The 19,594-nt window shown below is 66.3% G+C and carries 15 protein-coding genes; 8 read left to right on the forward strand and 7 right to left on the reverse strand.

What is annotated here, in order from left to right; translation table 11 throughout:
• Nucleotides 1–88 precede the first annotated feature (88 nt).
• A complete protein-coding gene (pdhA, locus tag ACILRJ_RS15790; RefSeq protein ID WP_395684167.1) occupies nt 89–1,165 on the reverse strand; it encodes a pyruvate dehydrogenase (acetyl-transferring) E1 component subunit alpha in 1,077 nt (358 codons plus the stop codon).
• 187 nt (nt 1,166–1,352) lie between these two features.
• On the opposite strand from pdhA, the gene ACILRJ_RS15795 reads away from it, so the two are divergent.
• Together ACILRJ_RS15795 and ACILRJ_RS15800 are read left to right on the forward strand one after the other, a co-directional pair.
• The gene (locus ACILRJ_RS15795) at nt 1,353–2,225 is read left to right on the forward strand and encodes a tryptophan 2,3-dioxygenase (RefSeq protein ID WP_395684168.1); all 873 of its coding nucleotides are present in this window, start codon (nt 1,353–1,355) and stop codon (nt 2,223–2,225) included.
• Between the two features lie 97 nt (nt 2,226–2,322).
• Nucleotides 2,323–3,819: a peptide MFS transporter gene (locus ACILRJ_RS15800; protein ID WP_395684169.1), complete on the forward strand. Its 1,497-nt coding sequence runs from the start codon at nt 2,323–2,325 to the stop codon at nt 3,817–3,819.
• Nucleotides 3,820–3,905: 86 nt separating this feature from the next.
• On the opposite strand, the gene ACILRJ_RS15805 is transcribed toward ACILRJ_RS15800, so the two are convergent.
• Nucleotides 3,906–4,346 (reverse strand): MarR family winged helix-turn-helix transcriptional regulator, encoded by a 441-nt coding sequence (locus ACILRJ_RS15805; protein ID WP_395684170.1) that lies wholly within the window; start codon nt 4,344–4,346, stop codon nt 3,906–3,908.
• A 72-nt stretch (nt 4,347–4,418) separates the two neighbouring features.
• Here ACILRJ_RS15805 and hppD point away from each other — a divergent pair, with 72 nt between their 5' ends.
• The 5 genes from hppD (at nt 4,419) to maiA (ending at nt 9,339) form a co-directional block, all read left to right on the forward strand.
• Nucleotides 4,419–5,504 (forward strand): 4-hydroxyphenylpyruvate dioxygenase, encoded by a 1,086-nt coding sequence (gene hppD, locus ACILRJ_RS15810; protein WP_395684171.1) that lies wholly within the window; start codon nt 4,419–4,421, stop codon nt 5,502–5,504.
• A 23-nt stretch (nt 5,505–5,527) separates the two neighbouring features.
• Entirely contained in the window at nt 5,528–6,832 is a 1,305-nt protein-coding gene (gene hmgA, locus ACILRJ_RS15815; protein WP_395684172.1) for a homogentisate 1,2-dioxygenase, read from the forward strand.
• 12 nt (nt 6,833–6,844) lie between these two features.
• A complete protein-coding gene (locus ACILRJ_RS15820; RefSeq protein WP_395684173.1) occupies nt 6,845–7,582 on the forward strand; it encodes a class I SAM-dependent methyltransferase in 738 nt (245 codons plus the stop codon).
• Nucleotides 7,583–7,667: 85 nt separating this feature from the next.
• Complete coding sequence (locus tag ACILRJ_RS15825) at nt 7,668–8,660, forward strand: fumarylacetoacetate hydrolase family protein (RefSeq protein WP_395684174.1); 993 nt, start codon at nt 7,668–7,670, stop codon at nt 8,658–8,660.
• 19 nt (nt 8,661–8,679) lie between these two features.
• Nucleotides 8,680–9,339 (forward strand): maleylacetoacetate isomerase, encoded by a 660-nt coding sequence (maiA, locus tag ACILRJ_RS15830; RefSeq protein WP_395684175.1) that lies wholly within the window; start codon nt 8,680–8,682, stop codon nt 9,337–9,339.
• 1 nt (nt 9,340) lies between these two features.
• Here maiA and ACILRJ_RS15835 read toward each other — a convergent pair whose 3' ends face one another.
• The 5 genes from ACILRJ_RS15835 to ACILRJ_RS15855 all read right to left on the reverse strand — a co-directional run bounded on the left by ACILRJ_RS15835 (nt 9,341) and on the right by ACILRJ_RS15855 (nt 18,186).
• Complete coding sequence (locus ACILRJ_RS15835; protein ID WP_395684176.1) at nt 9,341–9,769, reverse strand: CBS domain-containing protein; 429 nt, start codon at nt 9,767–9,769, stop codon at nt 9,341–9,343.
• Nucleotides 9,770–9,888: 119 nt separating this feature from the next.
• Complete coding sequence (locus tag ACILRJ_RS15840; protein WP_395684177.1) at nt 9,889–12,921, reverse strand: hypothetical protein; 3,033 nt, start codon at nt 12,919–12,921, stop codon at nt 9,889–9,891.
• 28 nt (nt 12,922–12,949) lie between these two features.
• Nucleotides 12,950–13,882 carry a glycosyltransferase family 2 protein gene (locus tag ACILRJ_RS15845; protein WP_395684178.1) on the reverse strand — a complete coding sequence of 311 codons (933 nt, stop codon included), beginning with the start codon at nt 13,880–13,882 and terminating at the stop codon, nt 12,950–12,952.
• Between the two features lie 66 nt (nt 13,883–13,948).
• Nucleotides 13,949–14,668: a monofunctional biosynthetic peptidoglycan transglycosylase gene (gene mtgA / locus ACILRJ_RS15850; RefSeq protein WP_395684179.1), complete on the reverse strand. Its 720-nt coding sequence runs from the start codon at nt 14,666–14,668 to the stop codon at nt 13,949–13,951.
• Between the two features lie 86 nt (nt 14,669–14,754).
• Nucleotides 14,755–18,186, reverse strand: a complete 3,432-nt coding sequence (locus ACILRJ_RS15855) for a S8 family serine peptidase (RefSeq protein WP_395684180.1) — start codon at nt 18,184–18,186, stop codon at nt 14,755–14,757.
• Nucleotides 18,187–18,530: 344 nt separating this feature from the next.
• Here ACILRJ_RS15855 and ACILRJ_RS15860 point away from each other — a divergent pair, with 344 nt between their 5' ends.
• Nucleotides 18,531–19,520: a hypothetical protein gene (locus ACILRJ_RS15860; RefSeq protein ID WP_395684181.1), complete on the forward strand. Its 990-nt coding sequence runs from the start codon at nt 18,531–18,533 to the stop codon at nt 19,518–19,520.
• Nucleotides 19,521–19,594: the final 74 nt, after the last annotated feature.

Consider the following 19,594-nt stretch of genomic DNA (forward strand, 5'->3'; position numbering starts at 1 on the left):
TGATCGCGGGAGTCAGGAAGCGGCCATCCATGCCCGCACTGTTCATGGAAGCTTCCGCTCGTGCGGAGGAAAAAAGAACCGCGCAACGTCAATGGGACTTGTCCGTGGCGAGCGCGGCCGCGCGCTGCGCCGCCATGTCCGCGGGCAGTTCGGCCCAGGTGTAGTCGAACATCGCCTCGGTCGGTTGCGATTTCGTCTCGAGGTAGGCGTTGACCTCGGCGTCGACCCTGGCCGCGCAGTCGGTCTTCCAGTCCTCTTCCTCTTTATCGGTCCACGCATTCAGCGACATCAGATAGGTCTTCATTCGCTTGAGCGGCTCGCGCGTCCAGGCGGCCTTGACCTCGTCGTCGGGGCGGTAGCGGCGCGCATCGTCTGCTGTCGTGTGATCGCTGAGGCGATAGGTGACTGCTTCGATCACCATGCCGCCGTGGCCGTGACGTGCGCGCTTCACCGCGTAGTCCATGGCCGTGCGCATCGCGATCAGGTCGTTGCCGTCGACCTGCAGGCATTCGAGGCCGGCGGCGATGCCCTTCTGCGCAAGGGTCTTGGCGCCGGTCTGCGCCGTGCGAGGCACCGAGATCGCCCACTGGTTGTTGACGATCACCGCGACCAGCGGCAGCGTCATCGCGCCGGCAACGTTGATCGCACCGTAGAAATCGCCCTTCGATGAACCACCGTCGCCGACCACGGTGACGGCGACGCGCGGTTCCTTGCGCACCTTGAACGCGAGCGCGGAACCGGCCGCATGCAGGCACTGCGTTGCGATCGGCACGCACCAGGCGAAGTCGTGCGCGGGGCCGGAGAAGTCGCTGCCGCGCTCATCGCCGCCCCAGTACAGCAGGACCTCGCGTGGCTTCACGCCGCGCAGGAACTGCGCGCCATATTCGCGGTACATCGGCGCGAACACGTCGTCCTCCTGCATCGCGCTGCCGATCGCGACATGTGCCGCCTCGTGACCGAGGCAGGAGGCATAGGTGCCGAGCTTGCCCGTACGCTGCAGTGCGACCGCCTTGGCGTCGAACACGCGCACGAACAGCATCTGCTTGTACAGGTCGACCAGTTGGCGGATGTCGCGCGCGATAGCGGGCAGGTCGTCGCGGACGAGTTTGCCGTCGGCGTCGAGGTATTGCAGGTATTCGATTTCGAAGGTGGCGGCGATGGGCAAGACAGCCTCCGTTGCGGTGTCGCACGGCGCATCAGCGCACGGGAAAAATTCGCTGCCGGATGGGCCGGTTGCGGCCGCGGCAGGGGACCCGAACAGTAAGCAAGACGACCGCGTGACCGCAAGGCCCGGCGCAACATGCGGGGTTGCGGGGTAAACTGGCCAGCTCCCCGCGAGCCAAGACGATGCGATGAACGAACCGCACAACCTGCGCCCGATCGAACAAGGCATCGAACTCGACCTGCGCGACCGCACGACCTACGGCGGCTACCTGCAGCTGCCGGTGCTGTTGTCGGCGCAGAAGCCGCTCAGCAGGCCGCCGCACCACGACGAGATGCTGTTCATCGTGCAGCATCAGGTCGCCGAGCTGTGGATGAAGCTGATGATCCATGAGCTGCTTGCGGCGATCGAACGCCTGCGCGCCGACGATGTCGACGCGACGCTCAAGGTGCTCGCCCGCGTCAAGCAGGTGCAGCAGCAGTTGTTCGCGCAATGGGGCGTGCTGGAGACATTGACGCCTTCCGAGTACCTCGAGTTCCGCCACGTGCTCGGGCCGGCGTCGGGCTTCCAGTCGCAGCAGTACCGCACGATCGAGTTCCTGCTCGGCAACAAGAACGCCGGCATGCTGAAGGTGTTCGACCACGATCCGGCTGCACAGGCGCAACTGCGTGCAGCGCTCGAGGCGCCGAGCCTGTACGAGGAGGTCCTGCGCTACTTCGCGCGGCGTGGTCATGCGATCCCGGCCGAAAGCCTCGATCGCGACTTCAGCCTGCCGCACGAGCGCACGCCGGAGCTGGTGCCGGTGTTCAAGCGCATCTACGAGAACGCGCGCGAGTTCTGGCCCGAATACCATTTGTGCGAACAATTGGTGGACATCGAGGAGAGCTTCCAGCTCTGGCGCTTCCGCCACATGAAGACGGTCGAACGCATCATCGGCTTCCGCCGCGGCACCGGCGGCTCGTCCGGCGTGGCATTCCTGAAGAAGGCGCTCGACCTGACATTCTTCCCGGAGCTGATCGACGTGCGCACCGAGATCGGCGTCGCGCCGGCGCCGGGCGCATAACAGCTTCCGACCGGCGCGTCCCGCTGCGCTGCGGTTTGACGTCGCTGCTGCCAGCGGTTAAACGTGGGCGATATCAGCAGAAATCCGAGGGGAATCCATGTCCAACGCCCGCGCCGCGGCGCCCGCCGCACCGCCCCAATTCCCGCAGAGGCTCGGTCATCCGGCGCCGCTGTGGATGCTGTTCATGACCGAGTTCTGGGAACGCTTCGCGTTCTACGGCATCCGCTGGGCGCTGACGCTGTACATCGTGGCGCAGTTCTACGACGGCAGCGGCGAGGGTCAGGCGCCGGCAAGCCGCATCTACGGCGCCTACCTGGCGCTGGTGTATGCGGCGGCGATCTTCGGCGGCTATGTCGCGGACCGGATCATCGGTTACCAGCGTTCAATCCTGATGGGCGCGATCGTGATGTCCGCCGGACTGTTCATGATCGCGTTCCCGGACGAACATGTATTCAAATTCGGGCTGGCGACGGTGATCGCCGGCAACGGCCTGTTCAAGCCGAACATTTCCACCATGGTGGGCAAGCTCTACGCGCAAGGCGACGAGCGCCGCGATTCCGGCTTCACTTTGTTCTACATGGGCATCAACCTCGGCGCGATGATTGCGCCGTTGCTGACCGGCTGGATGGCCGAGCACATGTTCGGCGGCTCGCCGCAAATGCCGACGTACAAGATCGTGTTCATCACGTCGGGCGTCGGCATGCTCATAAGCCTGGTGTGGTTCTGGTTCGGCCGTCGCCAGCTCGGCGACATCGGCCGGCCGCCCGCGGGCGATGGCGGCGGGCTGAAGATGCTTTATGTGCTCGGATTCTGCCTCGTGTCGGCGCCGGTCTACTACGCCCTGCTCACGATCGATGCAGCCAAGCTGCAGATGGTGCTGACCGCACTGTTCCTCGCGCTGTGCGCGATGTTGCTCGTCGAGGGCATCCGTGACGGCAAGGTCGCGCGTGATCGCGCGATCGCCATGCTGATCATCTTCACCTTCAACATCCTGTTCTGGTGCTTCTTCGAACAGGCGGGCAGCTCGTTCAATTTCCTCGCCGAGCAGATCGTCAATCGCGACTTCGGCGGCTGGATCTTCCCGGTCGGCTGGTTCCAGTCGGTCAATTCACTGGCGATCATCACGCTGGCGCCGCTGGTCGCGTGGATGTGGGTGAAGATGGGCGCCTACAACCCGTCCATTCCGCGCAAGTTCGGCCTTGGCATCATCTTCAACGGCCTCGCCTTCCTGCTTCTGATGGCGGCGCTCTCGGGCATGGTGGTCGCCGGCAAGATTCCGTTCTGGACGCTGTTCATGGTTTACGTGATCCAGTCCGTCGGCGAGCTGTGTTTGTCGCCGATCGGCTTGTCGATGACCACCAAGCTTGCACCCGTGCGCCTGGTCGGCTTCGGCATGGGCGGCTGGTTCCTCTCCACCGGCATCGGCAACAACCTGTCCGGAATCTTCGCCAGCCATGCGAGCGGCGAATCGGGCATGACGACCGGATCGGCGCTGGCCAGCTACACGCAGGGGTTCTGGATCCTGATGGTCGGCGGCGTCGCGCTGTTCCTGGTCGCGCCGCTGATCCAGAAACTGATGCACGGCGTGAAGTAGCGCCGGAATTGGAGATTCGGGATTCGGGATTCGCGATCGCTTGCCTGCGTCGCGTTCCCGAATCGCCAATCACGAATCCCCGCATTTCACACCGGCGCGAGCTTGTCGAGGATCGCCTGCAGTGCGCGGCGCTCGTCCGCGCCAAGCAGTGCCAGCAGTTCCCGTTCGTGCGCCCGCGCCAGCGGCGCGACCGTGTCGTGCACCTTCCAGCCAGCCGTGCTCAGGCGCAGCACCGAACGACGCTTGTCGCCGTCATGCGTGCGGCGCGACACCCGCTTCGCGGCGACCAGCCGCGAAAGGGCCCGACTGACCGCCACCTTGTCCATTTCCGTGTGCCCGGCGACCTCGCTCGCCGAAAGGCCGTCGCCGTCGTAGCGCGCGAGCACGGCCATCACGCGCCATTCCGTCATAGAGAGGTCGAAGCGGTCCTGGTACTCGCGCGCGATCGCCTGGCTGATCCGGTTCGACAGGATCGACAGGCGGTAAGGCAGGAAACGCTCGAGTTCGAGTGGGAGATGGTCGGCCATGTGGCGGCGCAGCTTGAATCAAGTTTCAATTGAAACTATCTTAGCACGCTCGGATCAGCCGGAGCAGACGCCATGAACGCCCAGCCCAACCTCGGCATGCAGGTCACCACGTTCGACAACCCGATGGGTATCGACGGTTTCGAGTTCGTGGAGTTCGCCGCGCCGGCCGGTCGCGCCAGCGAGCTGCACGCGCTGTTCAAGCGCATGGGATTCAGTGCGGTGCTGAAGCACCGTGCGCGCGCAATCACCGTGTATCGCCAGAATGGCGTCAATTTCCTCGTCAACGAGGATCCGGATTCGTTCGCGGCCGATTTCGCCGCGCAGCACGGTCCGTGCGCCTGCGGTTTCGCGGTGCGTTTCACGCGGCCGGTCGCCGAGGTCGAGGCGAAGGTGCTCGCCAACGGTGGCGAGCGCGTCGCGCACAAGGCGGCGAGCCGTGCGATCGATGTGCCGGTGGTCAAGGGCATCGGAGACTGCATGTTGTACCTGGTGCCCCGCGACGGCGATGCCTACGCGCAGGACTACGTGGCGATCGAGGGGGCCGAGCAAAATCCGGCCGGCTTTGGCCTGACCTTCATCGACCACCTCACCCACAACCTCTACTTCGGCAACATGCAGAAGTGGTCGGACTACTACGAACGCCTGTTCAACTTCCGCGAGATCCGCTACTTCGACATCAAGGGCGCCAAGACCGGTCTCGTGTCCAAGGCGATGACCGCGCCCGACGGCATCGTTCGCATCCCGCTCAACGAATCCTCCGACCCGAAGTCGCAGATCAACGAATACCTCGACGCCTACCACGGCGAGGGCATCCAGCACATCGCGTGCTTCACTGACGACATCTACGCGACGGTGGAAAGGATGCGCGCGGCCGGGGTCGAGTTCCTCGACACGCCGAGCACGTATTTCGACGTGATCGACATCCGAGTGCCGAACCATGGCGAGGACGTCGCGCGCCTGGCCAGGAACAAGATCCTGATCGATGCCGACGCCGAGACCAAGACGCGCAAGCTGCTGCAGATCTTCACCCAGAACGCGATCGGCCCGATCTTCTTCGAGATCATCCAGCGCAAGGGCAACGAAGGTTTCGGCGAAGGGAATTTCCAGGCGCTGTTCGAATCGATCGAACGCGATCAGATCAAGCGCGGCGTGCTGTAACGCGCAGCCGGAAGGGTCCGACGATGACGATCGCAAGCAACGGTTACCAATCCGGCTTCGGCAACGAATTCGCGAGCGAGGCGATCGCCGGCACCTTGCCGGTCGGGCGCAATTCGCCGCAGCGCGTCGCGCACGGCCTGTACGCCGAGCAGTTGTCCGGCACGGCGTTCACCGCGCCGCGGCATGCGAACCGCCGCAGCTGGCTGTACCGAATCCGGCCCGCGGCAATGCACGGTGCGTTCGAACCGTTCACGCAGCCGGCCTTCCACAACGACTTCGGCGACGGTCCGGTCACGCCGGACCAGTTGCGCTGGAACCCGCTGCCGTTGCCGCAACGACCGGTCGATTTCGTCGAGGGCCTGTTCACGATGGCCGGCAACGGTTCGCCGGCCGCGCAGCATGGCGTCGGCATCCACCTGTATGCGGCGAATCGCGACATGCAGGGACGCTGGTTCAACGACGCCGATGGCGAGCTGCTGATCGTGCCGCAGCAAGGCCGACTGCACATCGAGAGCGAGCTCGGCGTGCTCGACATCGAGCCGCAGGAGATCGCGGTGATCCCGCGTGGCGTGCGCTTTCGCGTCACGCTGCCGGACGGCGCCGCGCGTGGCTATGTCTGCGAGAATTTCGGCGCGCTCCTCAAGCTGCCGGATCTCGGTCCGATCGGCAGCAACGGTCTCGCCAACCCGCGCGACTTCCTCATTCCGAACGCCGCGTTCGCGGACGTCGAAGGCGAATTCGAACTCGTCGCGAAGTTCCAGGGACATCTTTGGCGGGCGCCGATCGGCCACTCGCCCATCGACGTCGTCGGTTGGCACGGCAACTATGCGCCGTACAAGTACGACCTGCGGCGCTTCAACACGATCGGTTCGATCAGCTACGACCATCCCGATCCGTCGATCTTCCTCGTGCTGCACTCGCCGGGCGAGCACGAAGGCGTCAGCAACCTGGATTTCGTGATCTTTCCGCCGCGGATTCTCGCCGCGCAGGACACGTTCCGTCCGCCTTGGTTCCATCGCAATGTCGCGAGCGAATTCATGGGTCTGATCCACGGCGCGTACGACGCCAAGGCTGAAGGCTTCGCCCCGGGCGGCTGCTCGCTGCACAACAGCTTCACCGGCCACGGTCCGGATGCGGCGACGTTCGAGAAGGCGAGCGCCGCCGACACCGCGAAGCCCGATTACATCCAGGACACGATGGCCTTCATGTTCGAGACGCGCGCGGTGATCCGACCGACTGCGCAAGCGCTCGCCGCGGCACATCGCCAACGCGACTACCAGGCGTGCTGGAGCAGCCTGCGCAAGCATTTCCATGTTCCCGGCACCTGACGCGGTCGTCCAATGAGCCGCGAGCATGCTGCGCCCACCGATGCATACGCGGGCTACGCGAACTGGAAGGGCTGGGATGGCGCGTTCGCGGCACGCGAACGCGACGCGCGCTATTTCGCGACCGAATTCGCCGGAATCGAGATCGCCGGCAAGCGCGTGCTCGAGATCGGTTTCGGCAATGGCCGCTTCCTGGCTTGGGCCAGGGCCCAGGGCGCGGATGTCTCCGGCCTCGAGATCAACCAGGACATGCTCGACGCGGCGAACCATCATGGTTATGCCGTGCGCAACGCGTCGCTGGCCGACCTCGTCGGCGAGCGGGCGAGTTACGACCTCATCGTCGCATTCGACGTGCTTGAGCACTGGGATACCGACGAGCTGATTGCGAATTTTCGCCACGTCGCCGACTTGCTCGAAGCGGGCGGCGTCTTCCTCGCGCGCTTCCCGAATGGCCACAGCCCGTTCGGGCGCATCTATCAGCATGGCGATTTCACTCACAAGAGCGTGATCTCCGCGTTCAAGATCGACTATCTGGCGGGCCTGAGCGGGCTCGACGTCGTACGCGTCGCGAATGCGCGGCGCGTCTCGTCCAGGCCGGGTGTCATGCGCGCATTGCGGCATCGCTGGATGGCCTTGCGGCGCGCCTGGATCGAGCGCTCGCTCTCGCGCCTGTACGGCACCGAACGTCTGCCGCTCGACCCCAATCTCGTCGTGGTGCTGCGCAAGCCAATTGCGACGGCGGGTGCGCCGTGACGGCTCTCCTATTGATCGAATCGGCGTGGAATACTTGCGCCCCCGCGATCGAATTCCCGAACAACTCCAGCAACGGAATTACGCCATGAAACTCGGATCCCTCAAGGAAGGCGGCCGCGATGGCACGCTGGTTGTCGTCAGCCGCGACCTCAAGCACGCAGTGCGCGCGGGAGCGATTGCGGCGACCCTGCAGCAGGCGCTCGACGACTGGTCGAACACCGCGCCGCGCCTGAACGCGCTTGCCGCCGAACTCGCTGCGGGCGATGCGGCCGGCGCCTTCGATCTGGACATGACGGCACTCGCCGCACCGCTGCCGCGCGCCTACGAATTCGTCGACGGCTCGGCCTACCTGCCGCACGTCGAGCGCGTGCGCCGCGCGCGCGGCGCCGAAGTGCCGGAGAGCTTCTACGTCGATCCGCTGATGTACCAGGCCACCAGTGCCGGCTTCTACGGTCCGCGTGATCCGGTGCTGGTCGCGAGCGAGGACTACGGCATCGACCTCGAAGCCGAAGTCATCGTCGTCACCGACGACGTGCCGATGGGCGTGGCGCCCGCGACCGCATCCAGGCACATCCAGCTCGTCGGCCTCGTCAACGATGTCAGCCTGCGCAACCTGATCCCCGGCGAGCTCGCCAAGGGCTTCGGCTTCCTGCAATCCAAGCCACGTTCGGCGCTGTCGCCGGTGCTGGTGACACCGGACGAACTCGGTGCCGACTGGAAGGACGACAAGCTGCACCGGCCGATGCGCACGTGGATCAACGGCCACTGGTTCGGCGAAGCCGAGACCGGCGTCGACATGCAGTTCAGCTTTGCCGAGCTCGTCGCACACGCGGCGAAGACCCGACCGCTGACCGCCGGCACGATCGTCGGTTCCGGCACGATTGCCAACGAGGACACCGGCAAGGGCGCTTCGTGCCTGGCCGAGCAGCGCACGGTGGAAACCCTGCGCGATGGCAAGCCAGCCACGCCGTTCCTCAAGTTCGGTGATACGGTACGCATCGAGATCACCGACGCCGTCGGCGCTACGATCTTCGGCGCGATCGAACAGGTGATGACGAAGCAGACGCCACGCGGCTGAGTGCGCAACGGGGACTGGCATGTCGACGACGGATCTGGTGCTGTACGACTACTGGCGTTCGAGCGCGTGTTATCGCGTGCGCATCGCGCTGAACCTGAAAGGACTCGCGTACACCCTCAGGCCGGTGCACCTGCTCAAGGACGGCGGCGAGCAGCACGCCGATGCGTATCGCGAGGTGAATCCGCAGGAAGTCGTGCCCACCCTCGTCGACGGCCAGCGCGTGGTCCGCCAGTCGCTTGCAATCGTGGAATACCTCGACGAGACGCGCCCGCAAGAACCTCTGCTGCCGCCGGTGCCGCGCGACCGCGCGCACGTGCGCGGGCTTGCACAGCTGGTCGCGTGCGACATCCACCCGCTCAACAACCTGCGCGTGATGCAGTACCTCGAACGCGAACTGGGTGCCGTGCAGGACGCGCGCGAGCGCTGGACCCGTCATTGGATCGAGGTCGGTTTTCGCGCGTTCGAGGCGATGCTGGATGCCGATGCCGCGACCGGCGAGTTCTGCCACGGCGACACGCCCGGACTTGCCGATGCTTGCCTGATTCCCCAGGTCTACAACGCGAACCGCTTCGGCGTGGACATGACGCCGTATCCGATGATCGGCGCGATCAACGAGCGCTGCCTCGCGCTGCCTGCGTTCGATGCGGCGCGACCGGAGCGGCAACCCGGCGCGGCGTAGGTTATCCCGCGATATAGCGCTGCAGGTGCTCGATCTCCGCACCCTGCTCGCTGATGACCGCCTTGACCAGATCGCCGATCGACACCACGCCGACGACCTTGCCATTCTCAACCACCGGCAGATGGCGCACGCGGCTGTCGGTGCACAAGCGCATGCAGGTGTCGACTGTATCGGCGGGGTTCACGCTGATGACCGGCGACGTCATGATGTCCTGCACCGGCGTGTCGCTGGATGAGCGACCCTTGAGGATCACCTTGCGTGCATAGTCGCGCTCGGAAACGATGCCGACGAGTTCCTCGCCGCGCATCACCAGCAGCGCGCCAATGGTGTGATCGGCCATCGTGCGGATCGCGGCGAGCACGGGTTCGTCCGGGGCGACGCTGTAGATCCTGTTGCCCTTGTCCGCGAGCAGGTGCTTGACCTGGAGCATGGCGGCCTCCGCGCAGCGCGGCGATGGCGCCGCATGGGAGCAGTCTAGCGCCGAGTGTGCAATGGTGCTCGCCGCCACGCAGCACGCGCCGGTCCGGTGTCCGGCGCGTGCATCCGCATTCAGCTGCCGCAGTCGAAGCCGTCCGCGAACATCGACTGCAACAGCGGCACGAGCACGCTCGCGCTGTCGTTGGTCGAGGTCGGATCGACCGTCGCCGCGCTTGCGCCCGCGCTGAACGTCGCCGGGTCGGGCGCGACGTAGCCGCGCGGCACGCAGACGTCCGTCGTCACCGTGCGCGTCTGTCCGACCGCAATGGTCGCGAAGGCGCAGGGATAACCGGTCGTGCAGTCGCCGCTGTTGTGGTGGAACACCAGACCCGCGGGCATCGGACTGTCGAGTTGCACGCTGGTCGCATCGTCGGGGCCGTTGTTGGTCACGCTGACCGTGTAGCGTTGCTGCAGGCCCGGACGCACGCCTTGCGGCGGCGAGACGGTGACCGCCAGATCAGCGCCGCCGCCGGGTGGAACGGGCAACGGCCAGGCCCACGCACCGCGTGAGCGCGTGAACGCGGCCAGCGTGGTGAAGCCGCGATCGATGTTCAGGCTCCACACCATCACGTGCGGCAACCCTTCGAAGCGTTGCCAGACCGGCGTCGCGGCGCTGATGTCGTCCGTGTAGTAGAGGCCCCAGTCCATGCCGACGAACACCTGGTTCGGGATGTGCGGGTTCGCGATCACCGCATTGGCCGGGATGTCGGGCAGGTTGCCGCTCTTGTCCACCCAGCTGAAGCTCGCGCATTGCGCGGTGCAGCTGACCTGGAACACATGGCCCGGCGTCGCCGGCGAATTCGCGCCGAAGCCGCCTACCGCGGCATAGCCGAGCAGGGGATTGAGCGGATCGGTCGCGACGTCGAGGATCGGCCGGTTCGGCAGCACCGCGTTCGCGCCGGTCACGTTGACCGCCGTAGCGCTGCCGCTGCCGGTGCCGAGGCCGAACACGTACTGCACGTTGCCGTCGTTGGTCGCGACCATCGCGACGGTCGGATCGCTGACCGAGTAGTGGATCTGGTTGATGTAGGAGCGGTTGTCGGAGCCGACGATCAGGTTGTTCTTGGTCAGGTCGCCGGTCTTGGCGATCCACGAGGTCGTCGGACTGCCGCCCTGGATCGATTCCCACACGCGATAGGTGCCGAGGATGATGCGCGAGCAGCCGGCACCGCTGGTGCAGCCGCTGCCGGGCGCATCGAGCGTGCCGTAGCGATACAGGTCGAACGGCGTGAAGAAGCTCTTGCGATCTCCGCTGCTCGACGAGCCACCGCCCCAGCCGCCGTTGATCGGGCTCTGCCCGCCGGACGGACCGCTCGAGCTCATGAAGACGTTGGCGTAGTAGATCGACGAATACCAGCGTTGGCCGAGAACGGGCTCGATACGCGACACGATGCCGTCGCCGCCGTTGTTCGACTGCCATGCGGCGGGTCCCGGCGAGCCGCCGAAAAGCGCCGTCGCACTGCCGTTGTCCTGGAACCCCGCAGCGGCGCCGGCATTGGTCGAGCTCGCGAAATTCGCGCTGATGTCGCCGTGGTAGATCTCGATCGTCGGCAACTGCTTGTTGAGGTCGGTCCAGTTCGCGTCGAACGCGCCGGTCGCGGTGAGCGCGTTGTCGACGAAGTAGGCGCCGCCGTCGTTGCCGTTCAGCACCTTGTTCGCATCGCCGCCGACGATCGCGGTCGCGTGGTTGTCGGGATGCACCGGGCCACCGTTGTAGGCCTGGGTCAGGTTGACGTACGAGGAGCCGCCGTTGCTCGAACGGAACAGGTCCACGCTGTTGACGAACAACACGTTCGCATCGGTAGGCGAGACCTTGAGGCCGGCGTCGTACCACATCTGGGTGCCGGCGCCGCTCGGCGTGCCGACCTGGGTCCAGGAGTCGCCACCGTCGATCGTCTTGTAGATGCCGAGGATGCCGCTGCCGGTCACGTTCGAGAACATCGCGTAGAGCGTGAGCGGATCGCTCGGCGCGACCGCGAGTTCGAGCCTGCCGCGGCTCGTGTTCGGCGTGCCGTTGCCGGTGCCGGCGGGAAAGCCGCTCGCGAGCAAGGTCCAGTCGCCGACTGCGGGGCATCCGCTCGCGGGCATGACCGCTCGGTAGACGCCGTTGGCGCCGTTCTTGTTGAGGTTCGGCTGCACCGGCGTGGCGTTGCCGCGCGTGCCGACTGCGGCGTAGAGCCAGGTGGCGCCGGCCCGGTTCACCGCGAGCAGGCCAGTGGTGTCCTGTCGTTGCTCGCCTGCCCCGCTCGTGAACGCATTGGTGTAGCACGGCCCGGTCCAGTTCACGCCCGCGTCGTAGGAAAAATAGACACCGGTCTTCGCGCCGACGATGACGTTGTTCGAATTGTTCGGATCGACGACCACCTTGCCGATCGCCTGGTACTGCGGGAAGCCACCGGCCGACGGGCCGTACATCGGGTTGAACACGCTCGCGCCCAGCAACTGCCAGGTCTCGCCGCGGTCCGTGCTCTTGAGCACGCCGGCGGCGCCGAACGACATCGAGCCGTAGCGCAGGTCGCCGGTGCCGGCATAGAGCACGTCGTGGTTGGACGGATCCATCGTGAGGTCGCCGATCGCCATGCTGGCGATTTCGGGGAAATCGGTCTTCACGGTCCAGGTGGTGTTCGGCGTGCAGCAGTTGGTCGTCTTCCACACGCCGCCACCGTCCGAACCGAGCCACGCCACCGATGCATTATCCGGGTCGCTCACGATGACATTGGTGCGCCCGGCGGCGCGGTCTGCGCCGAAGGATTCACCGGTCAGCGGTTGCGGCCCGAGCAGCGTGAATGCATTCGGGTCGAGCGCGAGCGCCTTGTCGGCCGAACGCCGATAGGTCTTGCTGCCGGACGGTACGCCGGAAGCGATCGCGCGATCCTGGCGCGCCGAGTCCAGCAGCCATGCGGGTTCGAAGCGAAGCCGCTGCGGATCACCGGCATAGGCCACGCGCACCGCCCAGTAGTCGCCTTCGCTCGGCGAGCGTCCTTTTTCGGCTTCCGCGTCAGCGTGCGCGAACATCCGCGCGCCGCGCTCCACGCCAAGCCATACCCCGACACACGCAACAACCGCCACGCTGGCGGCGGTCAGCCACCTGATTCGTATGTTCATCGTTTCCCCGCGATCGGCCGAGCCCGCGTCAGCCCTGCGGCGGATGATACTCGTCGACGAGATAGAGCGGGCGCTGCTTCGCCTCGACGTACAAACGGCCGAGGTATTCGCCGATCACGCCGAGCGCCATCAGCTGCATGCCGCCGAGGAACAACACGACGACCATCAGCGACGGATAGCCGCGTACCGGGTCGCCGAACAGCAATGCCTTGCCAAATACCCACAGCGCGGCGACGAACGCGAGCAGGGCAGTGGCGAGGCCGATGTAGGTCGCGAGCTTGAGCGGCGCGCCGGAGAACGAGGTGATGCCGTCGATCGCGAAATTCCACAGCTTCCAGTAGTTCCACTTGGTCTGGCCCGCGTGGCGCGGGTCGCGGTGGTAGACGACCGGCAACTGGCGGTAGCCGACCCAGGTGAACAGGCCCTTCATGAAGCGCTGGCGCTCGCGTACCTGGCTCAGCGCATCGAGCGCACGTCGAGAGAGCAGGCGGAAGTCGCCGGTGTCGCGCGGGATCGGCGTCGAAGACAGGCGCTCCATCACGCGATAGAAGCCGGCGGACGTCGCCTTCTTGAGCCCGGTCTCGCCAGCGCGCGAAGCGCGCGTCCCGTAGATGACGTCGTAACCCTCGCGCCAGTGCTGCACGAAGGTCGGAATCAGTTCGGGCGGGTCCTGCAAGTCGGCGTCGATGACCACGGCGGCGCCAGTCTCGACGTGATCGAGCCCGGCGGTGAGGGCGAGTTCCTTGCCGAAGTTGCGCGCGAGTTTCAGGGTCGACACGCGCGCATCGGCTTCGCGCAGCGCGCACATGACCGCGTAGGTGTCGTCGCGGCTGCCGTCGTCGACGTACAGCACTGCGGATTCGACGTTCATGCCGTCGAGTACGGCTGCCAGGCGAGCGTGGAAATCGCGCAGGCCCTCGCTTTCGTTGTAGGCGGGTACGACGACGGTGAGTTCAGGCATGGCATTACCGGACGAGGGAGCGAACGGCCGAATGCTAGCGGACTTTCGTCAATCACCGATGACGGTTCATTGTGGCAGGTAGCTGGCGCCGCCGAGCTGGTTCGCCTGGCGCTGGATCCAGGCGGCCCGACGCAGTACGTACGCACTCGGGCGGTCGACGCGGAAGCGGGCCGGATTCGGCAGCACCGCCGCGAGCAGGGCGGACTGGCGTGCATCGAGGCGGTCCGGCGTGGTGCGGAAGAACAGTTCGCTGGCCGCGGCGGCGCCGTAGACGCCATGGCCGAACTCGGCGATGTTGAGGTACACCTCGAGGATGCGCCGCTTCGGCCACAGCGTCTCGATCAGCACGGTGAAATACGCTTCGAGACCCTTGCGCACGAAACTGCGTCCGCTCCACAGGAACAGGTTCTTCGCGACCTGCTGGCTGATCGTGCTGGCCCCGCGCAGGCGTTCGCCGTCGTCGGCTTCGGCGATCGCGCGCTGGATCGCCTCGAAGTCGAAACCGTGGTGGTCCGGAAAGCGCTGGTCTTCGGCGGCGACGAGTGCGACCGGAAGTGTCGACGCGACATGCTCCCATGGCACCCAGCGCTGGCGCAGCATGAAACTGCGGTCGCCGCTCGCCTTCGCGGCGACCCAGTCCTCGAGCATCACCGCCGACAGCGGCGGATGCACGAAACGCAGCACCAGCACGAGCAGCACGCTGCCGACGACCCAGACGACGCCCGCGAGCAGCAGCCAGCGCACCAGGCGGCGGGACCACGAGCGGCGGGAACTGGCTGCAGGCAAGGAGAAGCGCTCCGAAAAAACGACGCCGGCGCGGAAATCCGCGCCGGCGTCCTGAAGCTTAGCCCGCTCGCGCGGTCAGTGGAACGTCACGGCGTGCACGCGTAGCTGCCGCTGCCGGCGGCGCCGCTGACCTGTACCTGGTCGAGGAAGAAGCCGCTGAAGCCCGTGGCCGGATCCGACGAGAAGCGCCAGCGGATCTTCACGTTCTGGCCGACGAAGCTCGAAAGACTCGTGGTGAACGGCTTGAACACGGCTGCTGCGGTACCGTTGTTCGGATCCGCGTTCGATGCCGCCGTGGTAACGCCGTTGAATGCGCCATGGCTTGCAACGTAGCCGCACGCGTTGACGGGCGGGCTGGTCGTCTGCGCGAAGCTGCTCGGATAGCCACCGGTCGGCGGCAGGTCGCTCCACGTCGTGCCGCCGTCCGTCGAGATCTCCTGCACCACGCCGTCCCACTCGAATTCCAGGTCGTACTTCGCCTGGAAGCTCAACGATGCGCCCGCGGTCAGCAGCATCGACGGCGTGGTGATGCTGGCGCAGGTGTTGTCGAGGTACGGTGGCGAATCGGCGCCGTTGTGGTAGCTGAACGCGCCGGCCGAAGCGGTCACGTTCGAGATCTGCCACGGTGCCTCCATCGAGAAATACGTGTGTGTATCGACGTCATCGAGGAAGCTGCCGGGGTCCGGGCCGTCGACGCCGCTCGGCGTCGCGTTCGCCAGCAGCGACGTCACCGAGTTGTTGCCGGCGCCGTCGACCGCGTGGACGCGGTAGTAGTACGGTGCCCCATTGCTGACTGCGCTGTCGCTGAAGCTGGGTGAGGCAAGCGCGGAACCGATCGGCGTCGGCGCGGTGAAGTACGGATTGGTGTCGCGCTCGAGCGTGTAGGTGACCGCGGGCGCGGCTGGGCAATTCGATGTAGCCGTGGCCCACGACAGGTTCACGCTGCAACTCGCGTTGCTTGCGTCGGCTATCAGGGAATGCGTATCGAACGTCGGCTGCAGCGTGCAATCGTCGAGCGAAAGCGCATCGACGCAGGTGGATGCGTCGCCCTCGATGTCGTTCTGCACGCCACGCAGCTTGTACGCGTAGTCGTAGCCTCCTTGCGTCGTGTCGTCGGTCAGCGGCAGGCTGGGGCCGTTCGCGACGAGGTGGAAGTCGCCTGCCTGCGCCGTCGCACAAGTGCCGTCAGCGCGGTAGAGCTGCCAGCTCTGCGGGCTCGCGCCCGTTGTCGCGTTGACCGTAATGCCCGCGGTGCCATTGCTGCCGATGGCTGGCGCGGTTGGAGCCGCGAACGGCGTCGGGTCGGGCAGGGCAAAGGCGGCAGAGACGGCGAGACCGTAGCCCTGGCGATCACTGCCGGCGCGGCCGTTGCCTGGAACGCTGGTGGCCTTCACGCGGATGAGGTAGCTGCCCGCGACCGGAGTGGTGAAGCGCACCTGTTCGACCGTGTTCTTCGCATCGGCGCTGCCGCCGGTGCTGGACACATTGGCGGTGAAATGGTTTCCGAGGTAGGTGCCGCCTGGGCCGACCACTTCGAGATCGAGGTTGTTGACCAGAGTCGACGCGGCGCCGGCCGCTGCGTCCGGATCGAACCAGGCGAGGGTGGCGCGGAACTCGACACCGGCGGCGACGTTCGCGATCGTGTACTCGTTGATATCGCCGGTTTCGAGGCCGGCGGCGTTCGTACGTTCGAATACGCGCAGGCGGCGGCTGTCGTCGCCATTCGGCATCGTGTCCTTGAACCACAGGTTGGAATCGAGCCACGGACGGCCCCAGCCGGTACCGGTGTTGGGGAACGTATTCGGGCTCGTCGTCAACACGGTCCCGTTCAACAGCACTGCCTTCATCAGGGCGCCGGTCGGATTGAGCGCGTCGAGTCCGATCGAAGGCGTGAACGGCGACACGCCATCGAAGCCGTCCGCGAAGAGGAGGTCGGACGGGATTCCGCTGACGGGGGTGCCGCGCGGATAGAAACCGTCGGCGAAGTATTCGCGCAGGAGCACCGCATTGCCGGCGATCGTCGGCGTCGCCATCGAGGTGCCCGAATTGGGCGTGGTGAGCGGTGCAGTGACGGTCGTGGTCACGCTGGTGCCGTTGCGCGCCGAGATCGTGCCGGTACCGGGGCCGGCGACGTCGGGCTTCTGGCGCCCGTCCGCAGTCGGGCCGGCGTTCGAGAAGCCGGCCTTGGCGAGGCTTCCGGCATGGCCGAGCGCGGCGACCGTGACTGCATTCTTCGAATTGCCCGGCGAGCCGACCGCCATCGCGCCGGCCTGGTCGTTGCCAGCCGCGATGACAACCAGAAGCCCCTCGTTCTTGCGTGTTGCACGATCGGTATTGGCGTCTTCGCTCGTGTACTGGCCGGAACTGGCGGAACCCCAGCTGTCGCTATGGATGCGCGCGCCGCCGGTATAGGCCTGTTCGAGCGTGCCCTCGAAGTCCTGCGTGATGACCGCGGTCGCCTGGTTCGGACCGATGTCCTGGAACAGCAACTGCGCGTTCGGTGCCATGCCGTCCGCGAGATCGTGGTTGGGCAAGTACGGCGTCGACGGCATGTAGGTGGTCGCGCCGAACGTGCCGGCCGCATCACCGACGAGGGTTCCGGACGTGTGCGTGCCGTGGCCGGAGACGAAGTCGTAGTCGGTCGGCCCGCCGGGTTGGGTCCAGTACGCGATGATCTTGTTGTCCGGATGCAGCGTGCCGATTCCGGGCAGCACCGGCGGCGGATTTTCCGCGAAGGTGACTTCGGTGTGCGGGCCGTTGCCTTTGTCGAGTGTCGCGAACCATGCGGCGTTCGGTGTGGTGCCGGAATCGGCGAGGCCGATAATCTGGCCGCCGCCGGTGATGCCCTGGTCGAACAGCGGCGTCGCCCCGCAGATCGGCCCGCTGCCGCTGCAGGTGCCCGTAAGGTTGCCCTGGATCGCGCCGATGCCGCCGGCATTCATCGTATGCGGCGCGATCCAGGGCGAGACGAACGCGACCCCATCGATCGAGGTCGCGGCTTCGATCAGCTCGTCGAGCGACGCGGGGGCGACGTTCGCGCGCACGTACGGCGCGGCATCGGCGCGTTCGCTGCGCATCGTGATCTCGACGCCGGCGACGCGTTTCGTCAGCTGCGCCGCGATGCTTGCCGACGAAACGCCGTCGAAGGCCTGGATCAATATTTCGTAGCGGCCGTCCGCCTGCAGAGCGGCGGACGTCGCGCGCGTCGCGGTCCACAGCGCGGGATCGAGCTTCATCGCGGGCACGACCGCGCCGGCCCAGCGCACGTCCGGGTCACCGCCGAGATCTGCGAGCTGCACACCGTTGAGGCGCACGTAGTAGGCATTGTTCGGCACGTAGCCGAGGATTTCCGCGCCACGCGCGACCAGCGCTTTGCTCTTCTTCAGTCGCCCGGGTTCGAATTGCACGATCGCATAGTTCGATCCGGCCGGCGCCGCAGCACCGACATGGCGTGCGTCCAGCATCTGGGTGACAGGGTCGAAGATGCCTGCGCGCATCAGGATGACGGCCGGATTCATGCGCCCGGCCTCGATGGCGTCCAACGAGGGTCGGGCGGCGGGAACGGGGCTCGCCGCGCCGGCAGCGGCCGCGAAAGCGAGAGTCAGGGCGGCGGCGAGGGCGGTTCGAGCGGGCATGGCCTTCATGTGGATCCCCAGGGCAGTTGTGACGGAAGTGGTTGGCTGTCGAATATGCTCCCGCCGCCGCCGGCGGGCATCGGTCTGCGGTTGTACCCGACACCCGTCAAGGGCTGCGCCGCCCTGTTAGTTTTTCGTGAATCGCGCTATGATATCTGCGTCATCCTGCGCGGAACTCCCGCGTTCGAAAATGCTCTGACCAACTACCTTTCGGTCCGATTGCCCTGATGAAGTTGCGCCTCGCCATGTTCGCGCTCGCCCTGTCGTCGATCCCGCTCTCGGGAACGGCGCAGACGTTGCCGTCGCTGGTATCCGCAACGACGTCGCCACTTGTCGAGCAGTTGCTCGCGCTCGACCCGGCCGGGCACCCCATCGTCGAGCGCGCCTCGCCGGTGCTGCCGATCTGGTCGGGTGCAAACGGCCAGTTGCTAGCGGTCGTCGCGCTGCCGCGTGGCTGGAACGAATCCCTGCGCGGGCCCGATGCTGCGAGCCCGGCTTGGCGCCTCGCGGAGGATTTCGCGGGTGCCGGTGGCATGACCTGGCGTTTCGCCAACGGCCTGCACCTCGACGCGATGTTCGCGGGTTTTTCGCCCTCGAATCCGCTGTCGTTCTGCCCGATCGCAGCGGGTTGCGATGATCGGCGCGGGGTACAGTCTTCCGGCGCGCTGGCAGGCTCGCTGGGAATGGGGATTGCGCTCGGCGACAGCGGCCTTGACCTCAGCTATGGCCTGTCCTGGTTGCAGACGTCCGGCAAGGCCTGGCAGTTTCCCGCCCTCGGCGTCGGCGCGTTGCCAACGCTTGCGCTCCCCGATGCTCCCTTGTATTCGCTCGGCAACGAAGCGGCGATGTTCGCGCGTGGTCGCTGGCGGTTTGCGGAGGACGCGTCGGTCGATATCTCGGCCAGCTATGGCCGCAGCCAGTTCGCCGGTCTCGGCGCGTTGGCTCCGACCGTCGACCTCGACCAGCTGTCGCTCAGCCTCGGCCTCGACGCCGGTTCGCTGCGCGGGGCGATCGTCGGTCACGTCCTGAGCAGCGACGACCCGCTCCTCGCGGGCAAGCGCTGGACGACGCTCGATCTGGGTGTGTCGTGGCGGATGCCGTGGAGCGGCGAACTCAGCGTCGGCGCACAGAATCTCTGGTCCGCGCCCATCCATTCGGCGCGCGACAACGACAACCAGGCGCGTACCCCGTACATCCAGTACCGTCAGGATCTCTGACCGCGCCGGCGGGAAGTCTCGCCGCTTGCCGCACCGCCGAAACCGTCCGGCCCGTTGTTCCGATGAGCCCGTCA

The organism is Dokdonella sp. (assembly GCF_044227025.1).
Lineage (GTDB): Bacteria > Pseudomonadota > Gammaproteobacteria > Xanthomonadales > Rhodanobacteraceae > Dokdonella_A.